Genomic DNA, 16,600 nt, shown 5'->3' on the forward strand with positions numbered 1-16,600 from the left:
TTTAAAACAAGGGGCGACCTGCATAATGGTTTTAAAATACTTTCCCTGGATTTAGGATTCCTTTCTTGTCAATGATGTTTTTAATTTCCTGCATCAGTTCAACACTTTCTCCATGTTCTATCCGTAAAAACTGTTTCTTTCCAATTCCTATTCCGTGTTCTCCCGTACAAGTCCCGCCTTTTTCAAGGGCATATTCGACAATTTGCTGGTTAATTGCCTCCACCTTTTTAATACTAGCCAAATCATTGGCATCGATGGATAAAACCGCATGGTAGTTTCCGTCGCCAACATGTCCAAAAATAGCTGCATCCACACCATGAAATTCAACGAGCCTTCTTGTTTCTTTAATTGCATTCGGTAGCTCTGAAATTGGAACACATACATCCGTTGATAATAATCCTTTCCCAGGGTTTGCTGCCTGGATGGCAAAAGCAACTTGATGTCTCGCTTCCCAAAGTTGGGCACGTGCAAGCGTATCTTGTTCGAATTCAAATACTAAGCAACCTTCTTCTTTCGCTACTTCAGAGGCAAGTTCTACACCTTGATTTACCGCAAGCTGATTCCCACTCAATTCTAGAAACAATGTGGGAACCTCTTGATATGTTGTTCCTTTATAAGCATTAACAGCCTTGATCGTTGCTTCGTCTACTAATTCTACTTTTCCAAGTTCAATTCCAGCTTTTAACATGAAAGCTGCGGCACTTCCTGCTGCTTCAACACTTGGAAAAGTGGCTCTCGCTACCACTGTAGCTTCGGGAATTCCTCGTAGACGTAGCGTGATTTCAGTAAAAACTCCTAATGTACCTTCCGAACCCACAAATAGCGAGGTAAGATTATATCCGGCAGAAGATTTTACAACCACCCCACCTGAACGAATTATGCGCCCTTCGGCCAATACTACCTCAAGCCCTAATACTTGATCTTTCATCGTTCCATATTTCACACTGTTTGTACCACTCGCATTTGTTGATACCATTCCACCAATCGACGCGTCAGCTCCAGGATCCACAGGGAAAAATAAGCCATATTTTTTTAATTCTTTGTTTAATTGACTTCTGGTAACACCTGGTTGAACTTTTACGTAAAAATCATCAGGGCGAACTTCTAGTATTTTATTCATCAGCGTCAAGTCTAAACTGATTCCTCCTTGACTAGGGATAATTTGACCTTCAAGGCTACTACCTACACCAAACGGCGTAACAGGAATCTTCCGTTCATTTGCATAAAGGAGGAGAGTCGATATTTCTTCTTTTGATTTTGGGTAGACGACAATTTCCGGTTTTTGCGGTTGATGATAGGTCATACCCTTGCTATGTTGTTCAAGAATCGTTTCATTACGGGAGATTCTGTCTGCGTCTTGGATGATGTTCAATATTTGATCATACATCACAGTCATTTACAAACCTCCATCTTGACTAGTATAGGTCCTTACTGTGGCTAGTAACCCGTATGCAATTCGCTTCTGCACTTAACAAATGAAGCTTGAGGAATTTCATATTAGGAACTTTCTAAAATCAGCCTTTCAGGATTTTCGATATAAGAATGCACCATCGCCATAAAAGCATTGGCAGGTTCACCATCAATGATCCGATGGTCGAATGTTAAGGATGTTCCCATTACATGACCAATAACAATTTCGTCATCTACTACAATCGGTCGCTTTTTAATACTATGCACACCTAGGATTGCTACCTCAGGGTAATTGATAATCGGAGTTGCAAACCACCCTCCGTTTGCCCCTGTGTTAGAAATTGTAAACGTACTACCAGACATTTCAGCAGGTTTTAGCTTTCGCTCACGGGCCCTTATCGTTAAATCCTGAATTTCTATCGCAATCTCTAATACCGTTTTTTGATCTGCATTCTTAATAACTGGGACAATTAACCCTTCCTTTGTAGCAGTCGCGATTCCAATATGAATTTCCTTCTTGTAAATAATTTGCATGTTCACATCATCGACTGTTGAGTTAAAAATTGGATATTGTTTTAATGCTTTAGTAAGTGCTTTGATTAAGAATGGTAAATAGGTAAGTTTCGCTCCGCGTGATTCCGCATGAGGTTGAAGCTGCTTCTTCATTTCTACCAATTTTGTTATAACTACTTCGTCCATACCTGTACAATGGATTGCTGTTGATTTTGACTTTATCATATTATTGTAGATGACTTTTCTTATACCTTGGATAGGTTCAACCTGATGTTGTTGATCGTTTGCAGTTGTTTCAAACGTTTGTTTCGGAACTTCCGTTATATGGGCTAATTCTGGAACGATTGTCGCAGCAATCTCTTTTTCAGATTGATGATGATATTGGCGAACATCTTCTTCGGTTACTTTGCCAGCTTTTCCAGTCGGAGTTACTTTCGTAATATCGATTCCTAACTCCCTAGCAAGTTTTCGGACAGATGGTGCGGCAATAACCCGTTTCTTTAATGGTCGATACGAAGACCCTTGGTCAGATTGAATGGTAAGTTGTTTTTGATTCGATGACTCCATGTTGGGTATGGATTCTGGTTGAGGTGTTTGAGGGTGTTTGTCTGGTTGTGATTGATTACGATTTCGTTGTTCATAATCTTCAACTATAGTTATTAATGTTTTCCCTACTTTTACTACATCTCCCTCTGCGGCCCCTAAAGATTGAACTTTTCCGGTGACAGGAGAAGAAATTTCAACTACGGCTTTATCCGTTTGTACCTCGACTATATTATCATTTTCCTTTACATAGTCCCCTTCCTTAATGAACCATGTTAAAACCTGGGCCTCGTGTAAACCTTCTCCTATATCAGGGAGTTTAAATTCATATGCCATTTCCTGCAACTCCTTTTGAAATTTAGTGCGATAATACTTCGTGAATTCCTTGGCTAATTCTTGCTGCATTTGGCAACCAATCGTCTTCCACAGACGGTACCGGATAAGGTGTATCAAAGCCTGTAACGCGTATGATTGGCGCCGAAAGATGAAACAAGGCTTTCTCGTTAATTAGTGCCGAAATTTCTGCTCCAGGTCCTCCTGTTTTTACTGCTTCGTGAACGATGACTGCACGGCCGGTTTTTTGAACTGAAGCAATAATAGTGTCTTCGTCCAATGGTGCGATCGTACGCAAATCGATTATTTCAATCGATAGCCCTTCTTGTTTTTCAAATTGTTCGACAACGGTTTTCACAAGTGGCACAGTTGGTCCATACGTGATGACTGTCAAATCTTCCCCTTCTTTTAATACATTGGCCTTGCCTATCTCAAGAAGGTAATCCTCTTCCGGTACTTCTTCTTTAAAAGCCCGATATAATTTCATTGGTTCCAGAAATAAAACTGGATCGTTGTCCCTAATCGATGCGGCTAGCAGTCCCTTAGCATCGTATGGCGAGCTTGGCATAACCACTTTCATTCCTGGGGAGTGTAAAAACAAACCTTCTAAACTATCAGAATGCAACTCTGGCGTTCTGACACCACCACCGAAAGGAGATCGAACAACCATTGGAGCAGTTAGAGTTCCTGCCGAACGGAAACGAATCCTAGAAGCTTGGGCCGCCATTTGATCCATCGCTTCATATATAAAACCTAGAAATTGAATTTCTGCAACTGGACGTAATCCTCTTGCAGCCATGCCTACAGCGGTTCCAACAATCGCTGACTCTGCAATTGGCGTATCCACAACTCGTTTTTCTCCAAATAATGCTTGCAAACCATCCGTTGCTCGGAATACCCCACCATTTTTGCCGATATCTTCCCCTAAACAAATCACTCGATTGTCACGTTCCATCTCTTTTTGTAAAGTAAAATTGATTGCTTCAATCATCGTCATTTTCGTCATTTTAATGCCCCCTCAGTCACAATCGAGTTTTGCTGTTCGATGAGTTGTTTTGGCTTTTGTTCATAAACGAGATCGAATACTTCACTTGTTTTACTAGTTGGACTACTACTTGCTTTCTCAAATGCTTTAGAAACTTTCTCATTGGCAATCTCGAATTCTTGTTGATCCAGTTCTTCATTCCACAAATTACGATCTAGTAGAAAGGCTTTCATTCGCTTTAGTGGATCTTTATCGAGCCATGCTTCTACCTCTTCATTTTGGCGATATTTAGTCGGATCATCGGCAGTTGTATGTGGTCCTTGTCTGTATGTCACTGCTTCGATTAAAACTGGCTTTCCCTCTCGAGCACGCTCTAAAGCTTCTTTCATCGTCGAGTAAACAGCAAGAACATCATTCCCATCCACCTGAATACCGGATATGCCATATGCAGCTGCTTTTTGGGCAATTGTATCACTGGCTGTTTGTTTCGAACGCGGTACACTAATTGCCCACTGATTGTTCTGTACAAAGAAAACAACAGGTAGTTTATAAACGCCTGCAAAGTTTAATGCTTCATGAAAATCACCTTGAGAAGTTCCACCATCCCCTATGTAAGCAACACTCACACTGTTCTCACTATTGTATTTAGAAGCCCAAGCCCCACCCACAGCATGAAGACATTGCGCCCCGATGATGATTTGGACCGGGAACACATTGGTTACACTGGCTGAAGAGCCTCCTTGCAAATTGCCCATTGTGTAGAGGAAAAAGTTAGACATTGAAACACCGTGAACCAATGAAGCAGCTACTTCACGGTAACTTGGATAAATCCAGTCCCGCTTTTCTAAGGCGTATGCACTTCCAATCTGAGCGGCTTCTTGGCCAATCATCGGTGCATATGTACCAATTCTCCCCTGGCGTTGCAGCTTTAGTGCTCGTTGGTCAAATGTTCTTGCTTGAACCATCCATTTATAAAGTGCAATTAAATCCTCATCCGGAATATCAGGGTTTGTACCGATTATTGATCCTGATTCATCTAGAATCTGAACTTGGTTGACGATTCTTTCATTAGGTTCAATCCACATAAAAAATCCCCCATTCTCTTAAAACTAAAAGAAGTTGATATAATGTCAAAATCTTTTGATTTTAGTATAGTGTGCATGTTATCATTTAGTCAATTTATTTCACGAAAATTTAGACTTTTCAAACTAAAAATAGAATTTTTTAAATAACTATAAGGAGATTCATATGAACCACCAACAAATGGATAAACGAAAATTACGTGGAGAAAATTCAAAGCAAAAAATTATTCAATCAGCTAAACTCCTTTTTGTTGAACATGGTTTTAAGGACACAACGATTAGCTTGATATCGAAAACCGCTGAAACAGCTTATGGTACAGTCTATACTCATTTTCCCGGTGGAAAGGATGAGATTTTCCTGAACATCATGGATGAAATTCTCGATAGATTTTATCTAATAGCAGATATGAACTTTGTCGTCACCTCGAAAGAAGAATCACTCACTTTTACAAGAAATAATATTAAGAGTTTTCTAGATCTCGCTTTGGAACACCAGCAAATTTTAAAAGTCTTTCATGAAGCAATTGGTCTCTCGCATATAATCAATCAAAAATGGAGTACCTTCGTGAACAATTACATTTCGAAGATTGCTGAAAATATTGAGTTAGCAAAGGTAAGGGGACTTACAAGAGAAGAAGCTATCGACTCAGAAATTATTGCAGGAATGTTGTTTTTTACTGGTGAAAAATATATGTGGAAAATTGCTTTAAGGTCGACAAATAAAGAGGTTGAAACAATATCTGAAAATCTAGCAAAGATGTACGTGAACGGGTTATATAAATGAGGTTTTGCAAATTTTTTACGAAAGTGAGGATTCAAATGTATAAAACCTATTGTAGGATGTATCAAAAGTCACTCAAAATTATTTCCCCTATTCTCCCTTGGCGGAAACCAGCACTAATTGAAGGCGCAAACTCTGTGGAACAAATTCCTTCTTTAATCAAAGATCTGCATATTAAGCATGTTTTGATTGTTACTGATAGAGGAATTCTGTCATTAGGCCTGATGGAGAATATGGTCCATCAGTTAACAAATATAGGTGTTGCTTACACCATCTATGATCAAACCATCCCCAATCCAACAATAAAAAACATTGAAGATGCAGTTAAGCTTTATTATAGAAATAACTGTGAAGCCATTATTGCTTTTGGGGGCGGCTCTTCCATCGATTGTGCCAAAGGGGTAGGTGCTCGTATCGCTCGCCCGAATAAGAGCATTCAAGAGATGAAAGGCTTGTTAAAGGTTCGAAAAAGTATTCCTACCTTGTTTGCGATTCCAACCACTGCAGGTACTGGGAGTGAAGCAACGGTAGCTGCAGTCATATCCAATCCCCAAACAAATGAAAAATATCCTATTAGTGATATGTCACTTATTCCTCATTATGCTGTACTTGACCCTTTACTAACGATAAAACTACCACCGTCTATTACTGCTCAAACAGGGATGGATGCTTTAACACATGCAATCGAAGCATATATTGGAAAAAGTAACACGTCAGAAACGATTCAGTGTAGCCAAGAAGCCGTAAAGTTAATTTTTGAAAACTTATATGCTGCATTTGAGAACGGATCTAATTTAATTGCCAGAACGAACATGCAAAAAGCAGCTTATTTTGCTGGTATTGCCTTTACTCGTGCCTATGTTGGGTATGTCCATGCAATTGCTCATACACTTGGTGGTTTTTATTCTATTCCACACGGATTAGCAAATGCTGTTATCCTCCCGTATGTTCTTGAGTATTACGGGGAAAGTGTATATAAACCATTAGCTGAACTTGCCGATTTAGTAGGAATTGGCGCAGAGGCCGACACAATCGAAAGCAAGGCAAACATGTTTATTGACGAAATCCGTAAATTAAACGACAATATGGGAATCCCGAAAAAGTTGGATGGTATCCAAGATGATGATTTACCAATATTAGTAGAAAGAGCACTTAAAGAAGCAAATCCTCTTTATCCTGTGCCGAAAATTCTAGGCAAGAATGACTTGACTATTCTATATCAAAGGCTGTTTTTGTAAGGATTGTTGTTAAAATCCTGAGGCTAATTTTAAAGTAAAATATCCTTTTCTCTACGTTACTATTTAGTTTGTAAATTCTTTTCTCCTCTTCTAAACGGACTTCGGGATGGAATTATAGCTAAATCATTTATTTTTATAAAATCGAACTTTGAGAGAAGAGCTTAGCTGAGCATCAAACAATAGGGTTAAAATATAGTATGAGGTAAAAATAAGTTGATGAAAATGGAGGCTGGAGATGGAAAACTACAGCTCACTACTTGAAAAGCAAAAATTATTCTTCCATTCCGATAAAACAAAGGATATCAAGTTTCGGTTAGACGCCTTAAAAGCATTACAAGAATCTGTTAAACAAAATGAACAACCATTAATGGACGCGCTAAAGGCGGATCTCAATAAATCGGAATTTGATTCCTATACCACAGAAATTATGATTGTTTTAGAGGAAATCAAATTTACAATTAAACACTTACAATCTTGGGCAAAACCTCACAAAGTTAAAACACCGATTACGCACATAGGATCTACAAGCTATATTTATCCTGAGCCATATGGAGCTGCGCTCATTATTGCTCCATGGAATTATCCTTTTCAATTGGCAGTTGCCCCGCTGATTGGCGCGATTGCGGCAGGTAATTGTGCGGTGATCAAACCTTCCGAATTAACACCCACAACTTCAGCTTTATTTGCGCGAATGATGTCTGACATTTTTCCTGAAGAGTATATTGCAGTTGTTCAAGGGGGGGTCGAAACTAGCCAAGCTTTGCTGGCCGAAAAATTCGATTATATCTTTTTTACTGGGAGTGTACCGGTCGGAAGAATCATTATGGAGGCAGCGGCCAAAAATTTAATACCTGTCACTTTAGAGTTAGGAGGCAAAAGCCCCTGTATCGTTCACCATGATGCCAACCTCAAGTTAGCAGCCAAACGAATTGCTTGGGGGAAATATGTAAACGCAGGACAAACATGTGTTGCGCCTGATTATTTGTATCTTCATAAAGAGATCAAACAGGAATTTATTACGCTTTTTCGTGAAGCGATTATAGAATTATATGGAAACAACCCCCTTAAAAATCCCGAATTTACGCGAATTGTGAGTGTAAAGCACTTTGAGAGACTTCGTTCTTTTCTCGACAACGGGGAACTAACGATAGGGGGAAACTATAACAGCGATAACTTAATGATCGAACCAACTGTTCTATTAAATATTAACTGGGAAGACCCAATCATGCAGGATGAGATATTTGGACCTATCCTCCCTGTAATGGAATACAGTCAATTAGATGAAGTAATTAGTGGGATTGACCATCACCCTAAACCGTTAGCTCTATATCTATTTACTGAAAGCGATAATGTTCAGGAGCGTGTTTTAGAGTCTATTGCATTTGGTGGAGGATGTATTAATGATACGGTTTACCATCTTGGTTCCCCTCATCTTCCATTTGGTGGGGTTGGATCCAGTGGCATCGGGGCTTATCACGGTAAAGGAAGCTTTGATACTTTTTCACATGAAAAAAGTATTTTAAAACAATCAACTCGTTTCGACTTACCTTTCCGGTACCCAAATGTAAAAGACGGATTGAAAAAGGTCAAAAAGTTCATCAAATAGCCCAAAAATGGATGGTTCACCATCCATTTTTTGGCTATTTTTCATTAAAGTTTTCCGATAAATTGTAAGTCCTCAACTGGTTCAGCGTCCATTCCACCATCAAGAATTTTCCTAACATCCTTTAAGGTGACTTCTAGACTAACATATTCCCCTTTTTGGCCAGTGAATTCTTCTGCAACGTAAAACGGTTGTGTAAGATACGCTTCAAGGCGTTCGCCTCGATGATATACCTCCGTTTCAGATGAAGGTATTCCCGCAATTCCTTTAACATTGACTAATGACCGAATTTCGCGATAACGTCTCAGATACTTTTGAGCCCTTTTATAAATGGATTGGTGTGTTTGATCTATGTGGGTGCTCTCTGTGATGGATGATGTGGAGTAAATTGGGTTTACGGCAGGATATCGATGACGCGCAGCTAGGTCAGCGTCAAATTGCCATAACGTTTCAAGTGGTCCATAAGGTAATTCTTCATCAACTGATAAACCTTTTAAATCCAGCAAGAATGTTGTAACGGATTGGATGTTTTCTTGCTCTAAATTTCGTTGTAATTCATAGATTTCACCAGTGAGTACATGGGAACGGTCTGCAGCAAATAATACATCATGGTTCACACCAATCGCTTTCATTTTTTCAAACGTCTCAGCAATAGAGCTAACAATTATTTCTACTTCACTTTCAACATCACTTAGTTGAGGATAGTTATCTTTGGGATTTAACAAAATGGTTTTGTAGCCTTCCTTTTGTAATCGATGGAATAACTCAGCTAAGACAACTAACTGCCCCATACCTGGTCGAGCGACTAAACCAACTGTTCCTCCTTTTGCAATGGGTGCGAACAAATCAAACGTTTTAATCCCTGATTCAATCATTTTAACCGTCTCCCCTCTTATTATCAATTCATCCAGAGTACATTGTGCCAGTGATGCTAATGCAACCAATGTCCTTACTTCTGAACGTCCAACAGATATTTTGCCTGTACAAAGATTCGAAACTGTTGCTGGACGCAAACCAACTGAACGTGCTGCAGAAGTTAAATTAGGAACTTTCCTACGTAGCAATGGAACATTTAATCTTAAGTTTTCCATTATATCCCTCCTTACTTCTAAATGTAATATATTTTACGCTATAACGAAATAATTAATTACTTTTTAACGTAATTTTTTTTACTCAATATATAAATATCTCTTTAAACAAAAAAACAACATCCATTTAATGGATGGTGCCTGGCACCTTCCATTCTTTTCCACAAAATCGCCAAAATTACCCTAAAATAGAAATATTATATCTAATTGACAGATATTATAAATCACTGCTAAATTTAGAATGATAAGGAAGTGAACATTTTGAATTCGAATTTATTACTTGCAAAACAATTTCAGCGTGAGCAAAAGTGGAAGAAAGCAATAGATCATTACCAACGATATTTCGAAGAAATGATGGGAATTGCCGAAGAAAATATCTTTGTCGCTTATGCAAAATGTTTAAGATTTTGTGGCCAACCATCCAAAGCCATACGTATCTTGCAACAAGGAAAAGAACAGTATCCACAAAGCGAAACTATTTTAGTAGAATATCATAATTTATACGATACTTTAGGAGATTGGGTAGCCGCTAAAAACATAGCAAAAACGCTTGTTAGGTTGAACCCCAATCAACCAGATTACCATTTTCGTTTAGGAAGGACATATTCCTTCTTGCTTAATCGAAAAAAGGCGAAAGCGGCGTTCCAAATCGGATTGCAAAAGAAACATCAACTCTCAATCAGTGAATTAATAAATAAGATTCAAAGTGGGTTTGCCGAGGACAGTTCGAAAGTCCAAACAGAATATATTTTTGTGGATGGAAAGAACAATTTAGGTGGGTTTATTCATACTTATGAAGGCAAAAAATACTTTACAAAGATTGCCCATTTCACGAATAAAATTACTGGTGCCGGTCGGGAAGAACTATTTTACAAAGAGGTAACAGAGGAGTTCCCCATTTTGCAATCTTTTACCCCATCGTTTATAGATTCCCAGCAAATTGACGGAATCTTGTATTTAACTATTGAAATGATTGAAGGTGTGGAAAATCCTCCCGATCTGTCTGAGGAAGTAGTGGAACTTTCTAAAAAAATAAGTTCGATTGGATACCAAGAAATCATCACACATTATCCAAAACCGAAATACGTTTATCAATTTAAGCGGGGGCGGGCTATTTCTGTTGTCCATTTTTTTACACAAATACATGAACAAAAATACAACCAAAAACTATTTGATTCACTTAAAGCAATTATTAAACAACAAAAATATCCAAGAGCTGCATCCCTTGTCATTCAACGATTAGAAGGGATCATTATGGATAATGAACTGTATAAACATATTGATCAAAAAAAACATTACTCGTTATTACATGGGGATTTCGCCTACCAAAATTTAATGATAAGCAAAATAGATCAGCAACCTAAGGTTCTCGATTGGTCCACTTTTACAATAGGACCTCATTTTATTGATATCGCCCGGTATTTTACAAGCATACGAACTCCCTACTCAAGGATTAAAACCTTTTACCTTGAGGGCCAAAACCTTGGTAAAGATTTAACCAAAATTGAGCAAATCTTTTTTCTATACGCACTTATTCTATTTTACTTTCAAAAAATCGGTCGATTAGGGATTGAGACAGAATTATCGGTTGACTTATTATCTGCTTTAGAAGATTTGGAGGTGCTCGTGTTTAACTATCTAGAGGGTAAAGGAGAAGAAACATTGCCAGAAGCAAACCAAGAAGAATTATTATGCATGTTAAAAAAGAAAGAGCTTAAAATTAAACAATTGGAACAAAGACTTATAATCGTTGAGGAAGAAAGTAAATATCTTCATAAACGACTTCAAAATGTACTCAATAGTAAATCGTGGAAATTGACAACCCCGCTTCGTTTATTTACAGAGGGGTTGGCAAAAAAAGACTAGAATAAAAGATTTTGAACCAAACAAAAAGCCAAAAGACGTGAGGGCCACTTCCTCTATTCTTGGCTTTTTTTAATTCACCCCTATTAATATTCAATTTTCAGTCTATTCTTCTTTTTTATAAACCTAATCTTCAAGAGTCTCTTTTGGACTCCTAATGGTCCTATTTAATTCCCTTAATAATTCGGGTAAAGTTTCTTGGTCAACCATCGTACTTAACGCATTACTTGAAATGGGGATATTGTACTTTTTAAACACTTCTAATGTTATTCCCCAAATTTCAATTATTGTTTTGGACGACATATTGGATTGAATAACCACGATCATTCCCCCTCTTTCCTTCCATTGTAACACTTTCCAATCTTAAATTGGTATTAATATGGAAGTTTAGAAAGAAAACTTGCTGGTAGGCGAGCCAAAGGCGAAGACAGGACCGTTTGTCTATGGTTAATCCTCAGGTTCTTCTTGAAAGTGTTCATTTAAATAGGGATTCTCTGTTGTTGCAAAATTTATTGATTGGAGACTATCTTCTGCCTCGACTCCGTAAAGTCCGTTTTCTGGTTTTTTTTCCACTTCTTTATCTTCCTTTTTCATCACTTCTATATCCTCCTTTTATCGAAGATGTATTTCACTAAGTTCATTTAGGAACGTTCCGCTGTTATATCCTTATAAGGCATAATCCGTTGTTTAGCTTCTTCATAATCTAAACTTTCCACATCTTTCATAAATCGATCAATAGCTTCAATAGGATAGCCATATTCTTTTAATAGTTGTTCTAAGTTCGCTTTATTATCCATTTTCAACCTCCTGTTCAGTTGTACTAAGACTATATTTCCCTTGTAATACCTGTTTTATGTTCTGGAGACACTAAATTTAAGGCTTTTTCGTAAACTTTGTTGTTATAATCCTAAAGCCGATTTTAACGCGAAATAAGTTTTTCTCTGTGTTACTACGTAGTTGACGATTTTTAGAATGGAAATAAATTATTCTATATTCCCTTAAAAAAGCAGCATCTTTGAGAAAAGGGCCATATTAAACAACAATATAATTTTTATGGGAAACCACCGTCCGGTTATTGCTAAATTCGTATTGAGATAAGTTTTCTATAATTTCTATAATAACAGAGTTCTCATTCACTTTTTCTACTTGTCCCTTGATCCCTTTTATGGACATGATATAGTCTCCAACCATTGCTTTTCTTACTGTCATGTCTATCTCTCCTTCCTAAAAGGATTCTAATATTTATTAAAATATAGAAAAGATTGGGAGAGATTTCATCTCTTTTGTCAAACAATCTTACATTCTTTTTTTCATTATATATAGGAAAAAAAAGCGAGAAGTAAAATCCCCTCGCTTTTTCGCTTTAGTTAAGATCAGAACGTGTGGATAACCATGGGTCAATCGCAAATGCAAATTTACCAGTTAAACAAATTGATACATGGCCAGCCTCAACTAACTGATACGTTTTGTCTTCACTAGAGACAAGATCCATAACCGGCAGGCTTTGACTCTCAAGTACTAAATTATCGTTTGTCGATGTAATAACCAATATGTTACAATCAATGTTTCTTAAATCCACTCGCTTACCGCCAATAACCAACTCACCTTTTACAAGTTTATTGTTTTTGTATAATTCATTTAACATCTGTTTAAAGGCTGCGCCCGAGAATGTGACAGGATCTTTCAACCATTTATCCATCCTTCGCCACTTGTCTACATACGCTTGATCATGTCCGCGCGTAATGAGATTGATGTTAGGGCCGATATTAAAGCCTTGTAATGCAAGTAGTGTAGCATATAAAAATTCAGATGGGATCACTTCATAAGCATTGATCATTCGATCGAGATTAAGTGTTCCATCCTGAATCGCATTCACCCATTGGTCTGGTAATATAAAATCACTATAATCAATCGGTACCGCAGCTAATACCAAGTTTTTGATTGGTAAATCCGTAATTGAAGCCAAAATGGCAGATAATGTACCTCCAATACAATAGCCAACTAAAGATATTTCTGAAACCTTTGAATGCCTCAATGCCACTCTAATCGCCATTTCTAAATAATCTAGTATATAGTTGTCTAATGTAATATCTTTATCTTCTAACCCTGGGGATCCCCAATCGTACATATATACGTCATAACCTTGTTTCGTCAAATTTCCAATAACACTGTTTTGTTCGGATATATCTAGTATATAAGGTTTATTCAATAGTGAATATACCATAAAGAGCGGAATATCGTATTTCTTTTCTTTGGCAGGATAATACCATAAGACAGACTTATTCTTTTTCCAAACAGCTTGTCTTGGCGACGGGATAATTTCGGGCCTCGGTTCATTTAAAACTTTATAAAGTTGACACCAACGGTCCTTTTCGGTATTCAAATTCGGGACTGGTAATCGCCCTTTTAATGTGGATCCCATTGAAACCCACTCCTTTCATATAATTTGATCAAGTTGTTTTCGTTTAAGTTTGATGAAAAAATTCTCATTTTTGATTTCAAGGTGAAATCACTTGTCAATGAAAGAGAATTGTAGGAACACCCCCCCTATTCGTTTATTCAGCCGTGACAAGTGGTTTTTTCTGATTCTCCATTCTCACCATCTCTTTAAACTGCGCCACTTCTGATTTAATTTCTTTAAGCTGAGTTAATTCAGTTTTTAATTCCTCTACGATGGTTTTTGTTCCCTGATAATCAGCCAATTCTTGTCTTAACTTCTTAACCTCGGTGTTTATTTTCTTAACTTCAATTAATTCTTTTTTGGATTTATCCCATTCTGTTTGTAAATTTTGATTAAATTCCATGAATTCTTTAACAAGTTTATTTTGTTCCCGAAAGGCTAATGTAAAGGCATCTTGTAATTCCCATATTTGTTGTTGGAGGATATCTAATTTTTCTTCTGCTTGCACTGTTAACTTTGCAACATTGGCCACATCTTTTTTGGTTGGAATGTTTATCATATTTGCGATTAACTCTTGATTTCGCTTCATTCTTTCAATATATCTAGAGTGAGCCGTGACACCAAGTTGAGTCAACATCGTTAGTTCGCGCTGATCAATGGACTTAATGAGTAAGTCGTTTAAGCGCTTCTCCCACATTTCACTAAATACTCTAAATGATTCATAAGGATTGCTTGTGTATTCTTCTCCCATTTTCCTTCACCTCTTAGTCATAAAACAAATTTTAAAGTTGAATGAATACTCATTCATTTGTTTCTAAAAAAATATTTAGTCCGCCTGAAAACCTCCTCTAACGTAAACACAATATAAATCGGCAAAATCTATTATTCTCCAATATTTTACACCGATAACTTTAGTAGAACAACCTTATTTTCTCTGCAAATATGAATATTTTGAAAACATTTTCCTCCTAATGTTTATTTTAATCTTTTTAATAAAAAGGAAAAAGACAGGTTCATATAAAACCTGTCTTTTTTCATTATTCATGAAAATTGGTGCCATCCGTAGTTTCTTTGACGATTCCCACTCGAATAACAAAGTCTCCAAAATGTTCGCCCTCATGGCGTTCTTTTGCGTATCGAGGGAATAGTTTACGAAGTTCAGTTAATATCTCTTCTTCGCCAATATTTTCTCGATACATTTTACTTAAACGGCTTCCATCAAATGCTGCACCCAAATACATATTGTATTTTCCTACTGCTTTACCGATAAAACCAATTTCGCCAAGTGCGTGACGCGCACACCCATTCGGACAACCTGTCATTCTAATCGTAATTTCTTCATTTCTTAAACCATTTTCTTCAATAATCTCATCGATTTTATCTATTAGGCTTGGTAAGTATCGTTCCGCTTCGGCCATTGCTAAACCACAGGTAGGCAAGGCTACACAAGTCATTGAATTTCGGCGGAGGGCAGAATAATGACTGCCATCTGTTAAGCCGTATTGTTCAATCAACTCTGTAATTTTTTTCTTCTTTTGACTTGATATATTGCCGATGATCAAATTTTGATTTGCCGTTAAGCGGAAATCCCCAGTATGGACTTTGGCAATTTCACGTAAAGCGGTCTTCAACTTGAAATCTTCATAATCCTTTATTCGACCACCCTCAATGAAAAGGGTTAAATGCCATTTGCCTTTGATTCCCTTGACCCAACCGTAGCGGTCTCCGTTATGTTCAAAATGATAGGGCCTTGCTTCATCTAAAGCCCACCCGAGACGAGACTCTAATTCTTCTTTGACTACGTCTAGCCCAAGACGGTCAACCGTATACTTAAATCGAGCATTTTTACGAGCAGAGCGGTTCCCATAATCACGTTGAATTGTAATTGTTTTTTCTGCAATCTCATATAATTTATCCGGTTTGCAGAAACCAATAACTTTTGCTAGCTGAGGATATGTTTCTTTATCCCCATGCGACATTCCCATTCCACCGCCGATGGCAACATTGAAACCGACAAGTTTGTCATCTTCAATAATCGCAATAAAGCCTAAATCCTGTGAAAACACATCAATATCATTAGCTGGTGGGACAGCAATACCAATCTTAAACTTACGTGGTAGGTAAAGCGGACCATACATTGGTTCAACTTCCTCTTCCACTTCTGGAGTACCGGCTACTTTTTCTTCATCTAGCCAAATCTCATGATAAGCACGTGTCTTAGGCAACAAGTCATCACTTAGTTTTTTTGACCACTCATAGACTTCTGCATGGATCTCAGATTGATAGGGATTTGATGTACACATCACATTACGATTTACGTCTCCACAGGCTGCAATCGTATCTAATAATGCCTCATTAATCCCTTGAATCGTGGATTTCATATTCCATTTGAGAATCCCATGCATCTGAAAGGTTTCGCGTGTTGTTAGCTTCAAAGTTCCATTCCCATATTTATCAGCTAACTCATCCATTACCAACCATTGGGAAGGTGTAGATACTCCACCTGGCATCCTAACACGTAACATAAATTGGTAGGCAGGCTCTAGCTTTTGCTTTTGGCGCTCGACACGAACATCACGATCATCTTGTAAATAACTACCATGATGTTTCATTAACCGGTTATCATCATCTGGAATACCCGAGCTTATTGGGTCTAGCATCACTTCTTTTAGCGTTCCACGTAAATAATTGCTCTCTCTCTTTATGCGCTCTACATCACTTGGAGCTCCTTCTGGCGCTGATAAAGTTTTGTTCACCATG

The 16,600-nt window shown here is 37.7% G+C and carries 16 protein-coding genes; 4 read left to right on the forward strand and 12 right to left on the reverse strand.

Annotated elements, in window-relative coordinates; translation table 11 throughout:
• Positions 1-31: 31 nt before the first annotated feature.
• The 4 genes from M3182_RS01245 to pdhA all read right to left on the reverse strand — a co-directional run bounded on the left by M3182_RS01245 (position 32) and on the right by pdhA (position 4,869).
• Positions 32-1,396, reverse strand: a complete 1,365-nt coding sequence (locus tag M3182_RS01245) for an FAD-binding oxidoreductase (protein WP_251429351.1) — start codon at positions 1,394-1,396, stop codon at positions 32-34.
• A gap of 101 nt (positions 1,397-1,497) precedes the next feature.
• The gene (locus M3182_RS01250) at positions 1,498-2,802 is read right to left on the reverse strand and encodes a dihydrolipoamide acetyltransferase family protein (protein WP_251555861.1); all 1,305 of its coding nucleotides are present in this window, start codon (positions 2,800-2,802) and stop codon (positions 1,498-1,500) included.
• 22 nt (positions 2,803-2,824) lie between these two features.
• On the reverse strand, positions 2,825-3,805 hold the full coding sequence (locus tag M3182_RS01255) for an alpha-ketoacid dehydrogenase subunit beta (RefSeq protein ID WP_251555864.1): 981 nt from the start codon (positions 3,803-3,805) through the stop codon (positions 2,825-2,827).
• Entirely contained in the window at positions 3,802-4,869 is a 1,068-nt protein-coding gene (pdhA, locus tag M3182_RS01260) for a pyruvate dehydrogenase (acetyl-transferring) E1 component subunit alpha (protein ID WP_251555866.1), read from the reverse strand. Before pdhA ends, M3182_RS01255 begins: the two co-directional genes overlap by 4 nt.
• Positions 4,870-5,032: 163 nt before the next feature.
• On the opposite strand from pdhA, the gene M3182_RS01265 reads away from it, so the two are divergent.
• From M3182_RS01265 to M3182_RS01275, 3 genes are all read left to right on the forward strand, one after another.
• Entirely contained in the window at positions 5,033-5,650 is a 618-nt protein-coding gene (locus tag M3182_RS01265; protein ID WP_251429338.1) for a TetR/AcrR family transcriptional regulator, read from the forward strand.
• Between the two features lie 35 nt (positions 5,651-5,685).
• Positions 5,686-6,885 (forward strand): iron-containing alcohol dehydrogenase, encoded by a 1,200-nt coding sequence (locus tag M3182_RS01270; RefSeq protein ID WP_251429335.1) that lies wholly within the window; start codon positions 5,686-5,688, stop codon positions 6,883-6,885.
• A 235-nt stretch (positions 6,886-7,120) separates the two neighbouring features.
• Positions 7,121-8,491: an aldehyde dehydrogenase gene (locus tag M3182_RS01275; protein ID WP_251429332.1), complete on the forward strand. Its 1,371-nt coding sequence runs from the start codon at positions 7,121-7,123 to the stop codon at positions 8,489-8,491.
• A 44-nt stretch (positions 8,492-8,535) separates the two neighbouring features.
• Here M3182_RS01275 and M3182_RS01280 read toward each other — a convergent pair whose 3' ends face one another.
• Positions 8,536-9,579 (reverse strand): P-loop NTPase family protein, encoded by a 1,044-nt coding sequence (locus tag M3182_RS01280; protein WP_251555868.1) that lies wholly within the window; start codon positions 9,577-9,579, stop codon positions 8,536-8,538.
• A gap of 258 nt (positions 9,580-9,837) precedes the next feature.
• Here M3182_RS01280 and M3182_RS01285 point away from each other — a divergent pair, with 258 nt between their 5' ends.
• Positions 9,838-11,442, forward strand: coding sequence for a phosphotransferase (locus M3182_RS01285; protein WP_251555871.1), 1,605 nt, complete (start codon positions 9,838-9,840; stop codon positions 11,440-11,442).
• Between the two features lie 123 nt (positions 11,443-11,565).
• Here the strand turns inward: M3182_RS01285 and M3182_RS01290 are convergent, their stop codons facing one another.
• From M3182_RS01290 to cysI, 7 genes are all read right to left on the reverse strand, one after another.
• Positions 11,566-11,766, reverse strand: a complete 201-nt coding sequence (locus tag M3182_RS01290) for a hypothetical protein (protein WP_285866583.1) — start codon at positions 11,764-11,766, stop codon at positions 11,566-11,568.
• Positions 11,767-11,886: 120 nt separating this feature from the next.
• Entirely contained in the window at positions 11,887-12,036 is a 150-nt protein-coding gene (locus M3182_RS01295; protein ID WP_251556028.1) for a hypothetical protein, read from the reverse strand.
• A 44-nt stretch (positions 12,037-12,080) separates the two neighbouring features.
• Positions 12,081-12,236 (reverse strand): hypothetical protein, encoded by a 156-nt coding sequence (locus M3182_RS01300; protein ID WP_251429320.1) that lies wholly within the window; start codon positions 12,234-12,236, stop codon positions 12,081-12,083.
• A 235-nt stretch (positions 12,237-12,471) separates the two neighbouring features.
• Positions 12,472-12,648 (reverse strand): DUF2187 family protein, encoded by a 177-nt coding sequence (locus M3182_RS01305; RefSeq protein WP_251429317.1) that lies wholly within the window; start codon positions 12,646-12,648, stop codon positions 12,472-12,474.
• A 154-nt stretch (positions 12,649-12,802) separates the two neighbouring features.
• Positions 12,803-13,861 (reverse strand): alpha/beta fold hydrolase, encoded by a 1,059-nt coding sequence (locus M3182_RS01310; RefSeq protein WP_251429314.1) that lies wholly within the window; start codon positions 13,859-13,861, stop codon positions 12,803-12,805.
• Between the two features lie 133 nt (positions 13,862-13,994).
• A complete protein-coding gene (locus M3182_RS01315) occupies positions 13,995-14,591 on the reverse strand; it encodes a hypothetical protein (RefSeq protein ID WP_251555873.1) in 597 nt (198 codons plus the stop codon).
• 286 nt (positions 14,592-14,877) lie between these two features.
• A complete protein-coding gene (gene cysI / locus M3182_RS01320; RefSeq protein WP_251555876.1) occupies positions 14,878-16,599 on the reverse strand; it encodes an assimilatory sulfite reductase (NADPH) hemoprotein subunit in 1,722 nt (573 codons plus the stop codon).
• Position 16,600 lies beyond the last annotated feature (1 nt).

Origin of the sequence: Mesobacillus maritimus (assembly GCF_023715205.1) — a bacterium.
In the GTDB taxonomy this organism is placed as follows: domain Bacteria; phylum Bacillota; class Bacilli; order Bacillales; family Cytobacillaceae; genus Mesobacillus_B; species Mesobacillus_B maritimus_C.

Bases quoted from the DNA above. Each gene is read 5' to 3' on its own strand.
- M3182_RS01245 (WP_251429351.1), bottom strand. From the start codon at position 1,396: ATGACTGTGATGTATGATCAAATATTGAACATCATCCAAGACGCAGAC.
- M3182_RS01250 (WP_251555861.1), bottom strand. From the start codon at position 2,802: ATGGCATATGAATTTAAACTCCCTGATATAGGAGAAGGTTTACACGAG.
- M3182_RS01255 (WP_251555864.1), bottom strand. From the start codon at position 3,805: ATGACGAAAATGACGATGATTGAAGCAATCAATTTTACTTTACAAAAA.
- pdhA (WP_251555866.1), bottom strand. From the start codon at position 4,869: ATGTGGATTGAACCTAATGAAAGAATCGTCAACCAAGTTCAGATTCTA.
- M3182_RS01265 (WP_251429338.1), top strand. From the start codon at position 5,033: ATGAACCACCAACAAATGGATAAACGAAAATTACGTGGAGAAAATTCA.
- M3182_RS01270 (WP_251429335.1), top strand. From the start codon at position 5,686: ATGTATAAAACCTATTGTAGGATGTATCAAAAGTCACTCAAAATTATT.
- M3182_RS01275 (WP_251429332.1), top strand. From the start codon at position 7,121: ATGGAAAACTACAGCTCACTACTTGAAAAGCAAAAATTATTCTTCCAT.
- M3182_RS01280 (WP_251555868.1), bottom strand. From the start codon at position 9,579: ATGGAAAACTTAAGATTAAATGTTCCATTGCTACGTAGGAAAGTTCCT.
- M3182_RS01290 (WP_285866583.1), bottom strand. From the start codon at position 11,766: ATGATCGTGGTTATTCAATCCAATATGTCGTCCAAAACAATAATTGAA.
- M3182_RS01300 (WP_251429320.1), bottom strand. From the start codon at position 12,236: ATGGATAATAAAGCGAACTTAGAACAACTATTAAAAGAATATGGCTAT.
- M3182_RS01305 (WP_251429317.1), bottom strand. From the start codon at position 12,648: ATGACAGTAAGAAAAGCAATGGTTGGAGACTATATCATGTCCATAAAA.
- M3182_RS01310 (WP_251429314.1), bottom strand. From the start codon at position 13,861: ATGGGATCCACATTAAAAGGGCGATTACCAGTCCCGAATTTGAATACC.
- M3182_RS01315 (WP_251555873.1), bottom strand. From the start codon at position 14,591: ATGGGAGAAGAATACACAAGCAATCCTTATGAATCATTTAGAGTATTT.
- cysI (WP_251555876.1), bottom strand. From the start codon at position 16,599: ATGGTGAACAAAACTTTATCAGCGCCAGAAGGAGCTCCAAGTGATGTA.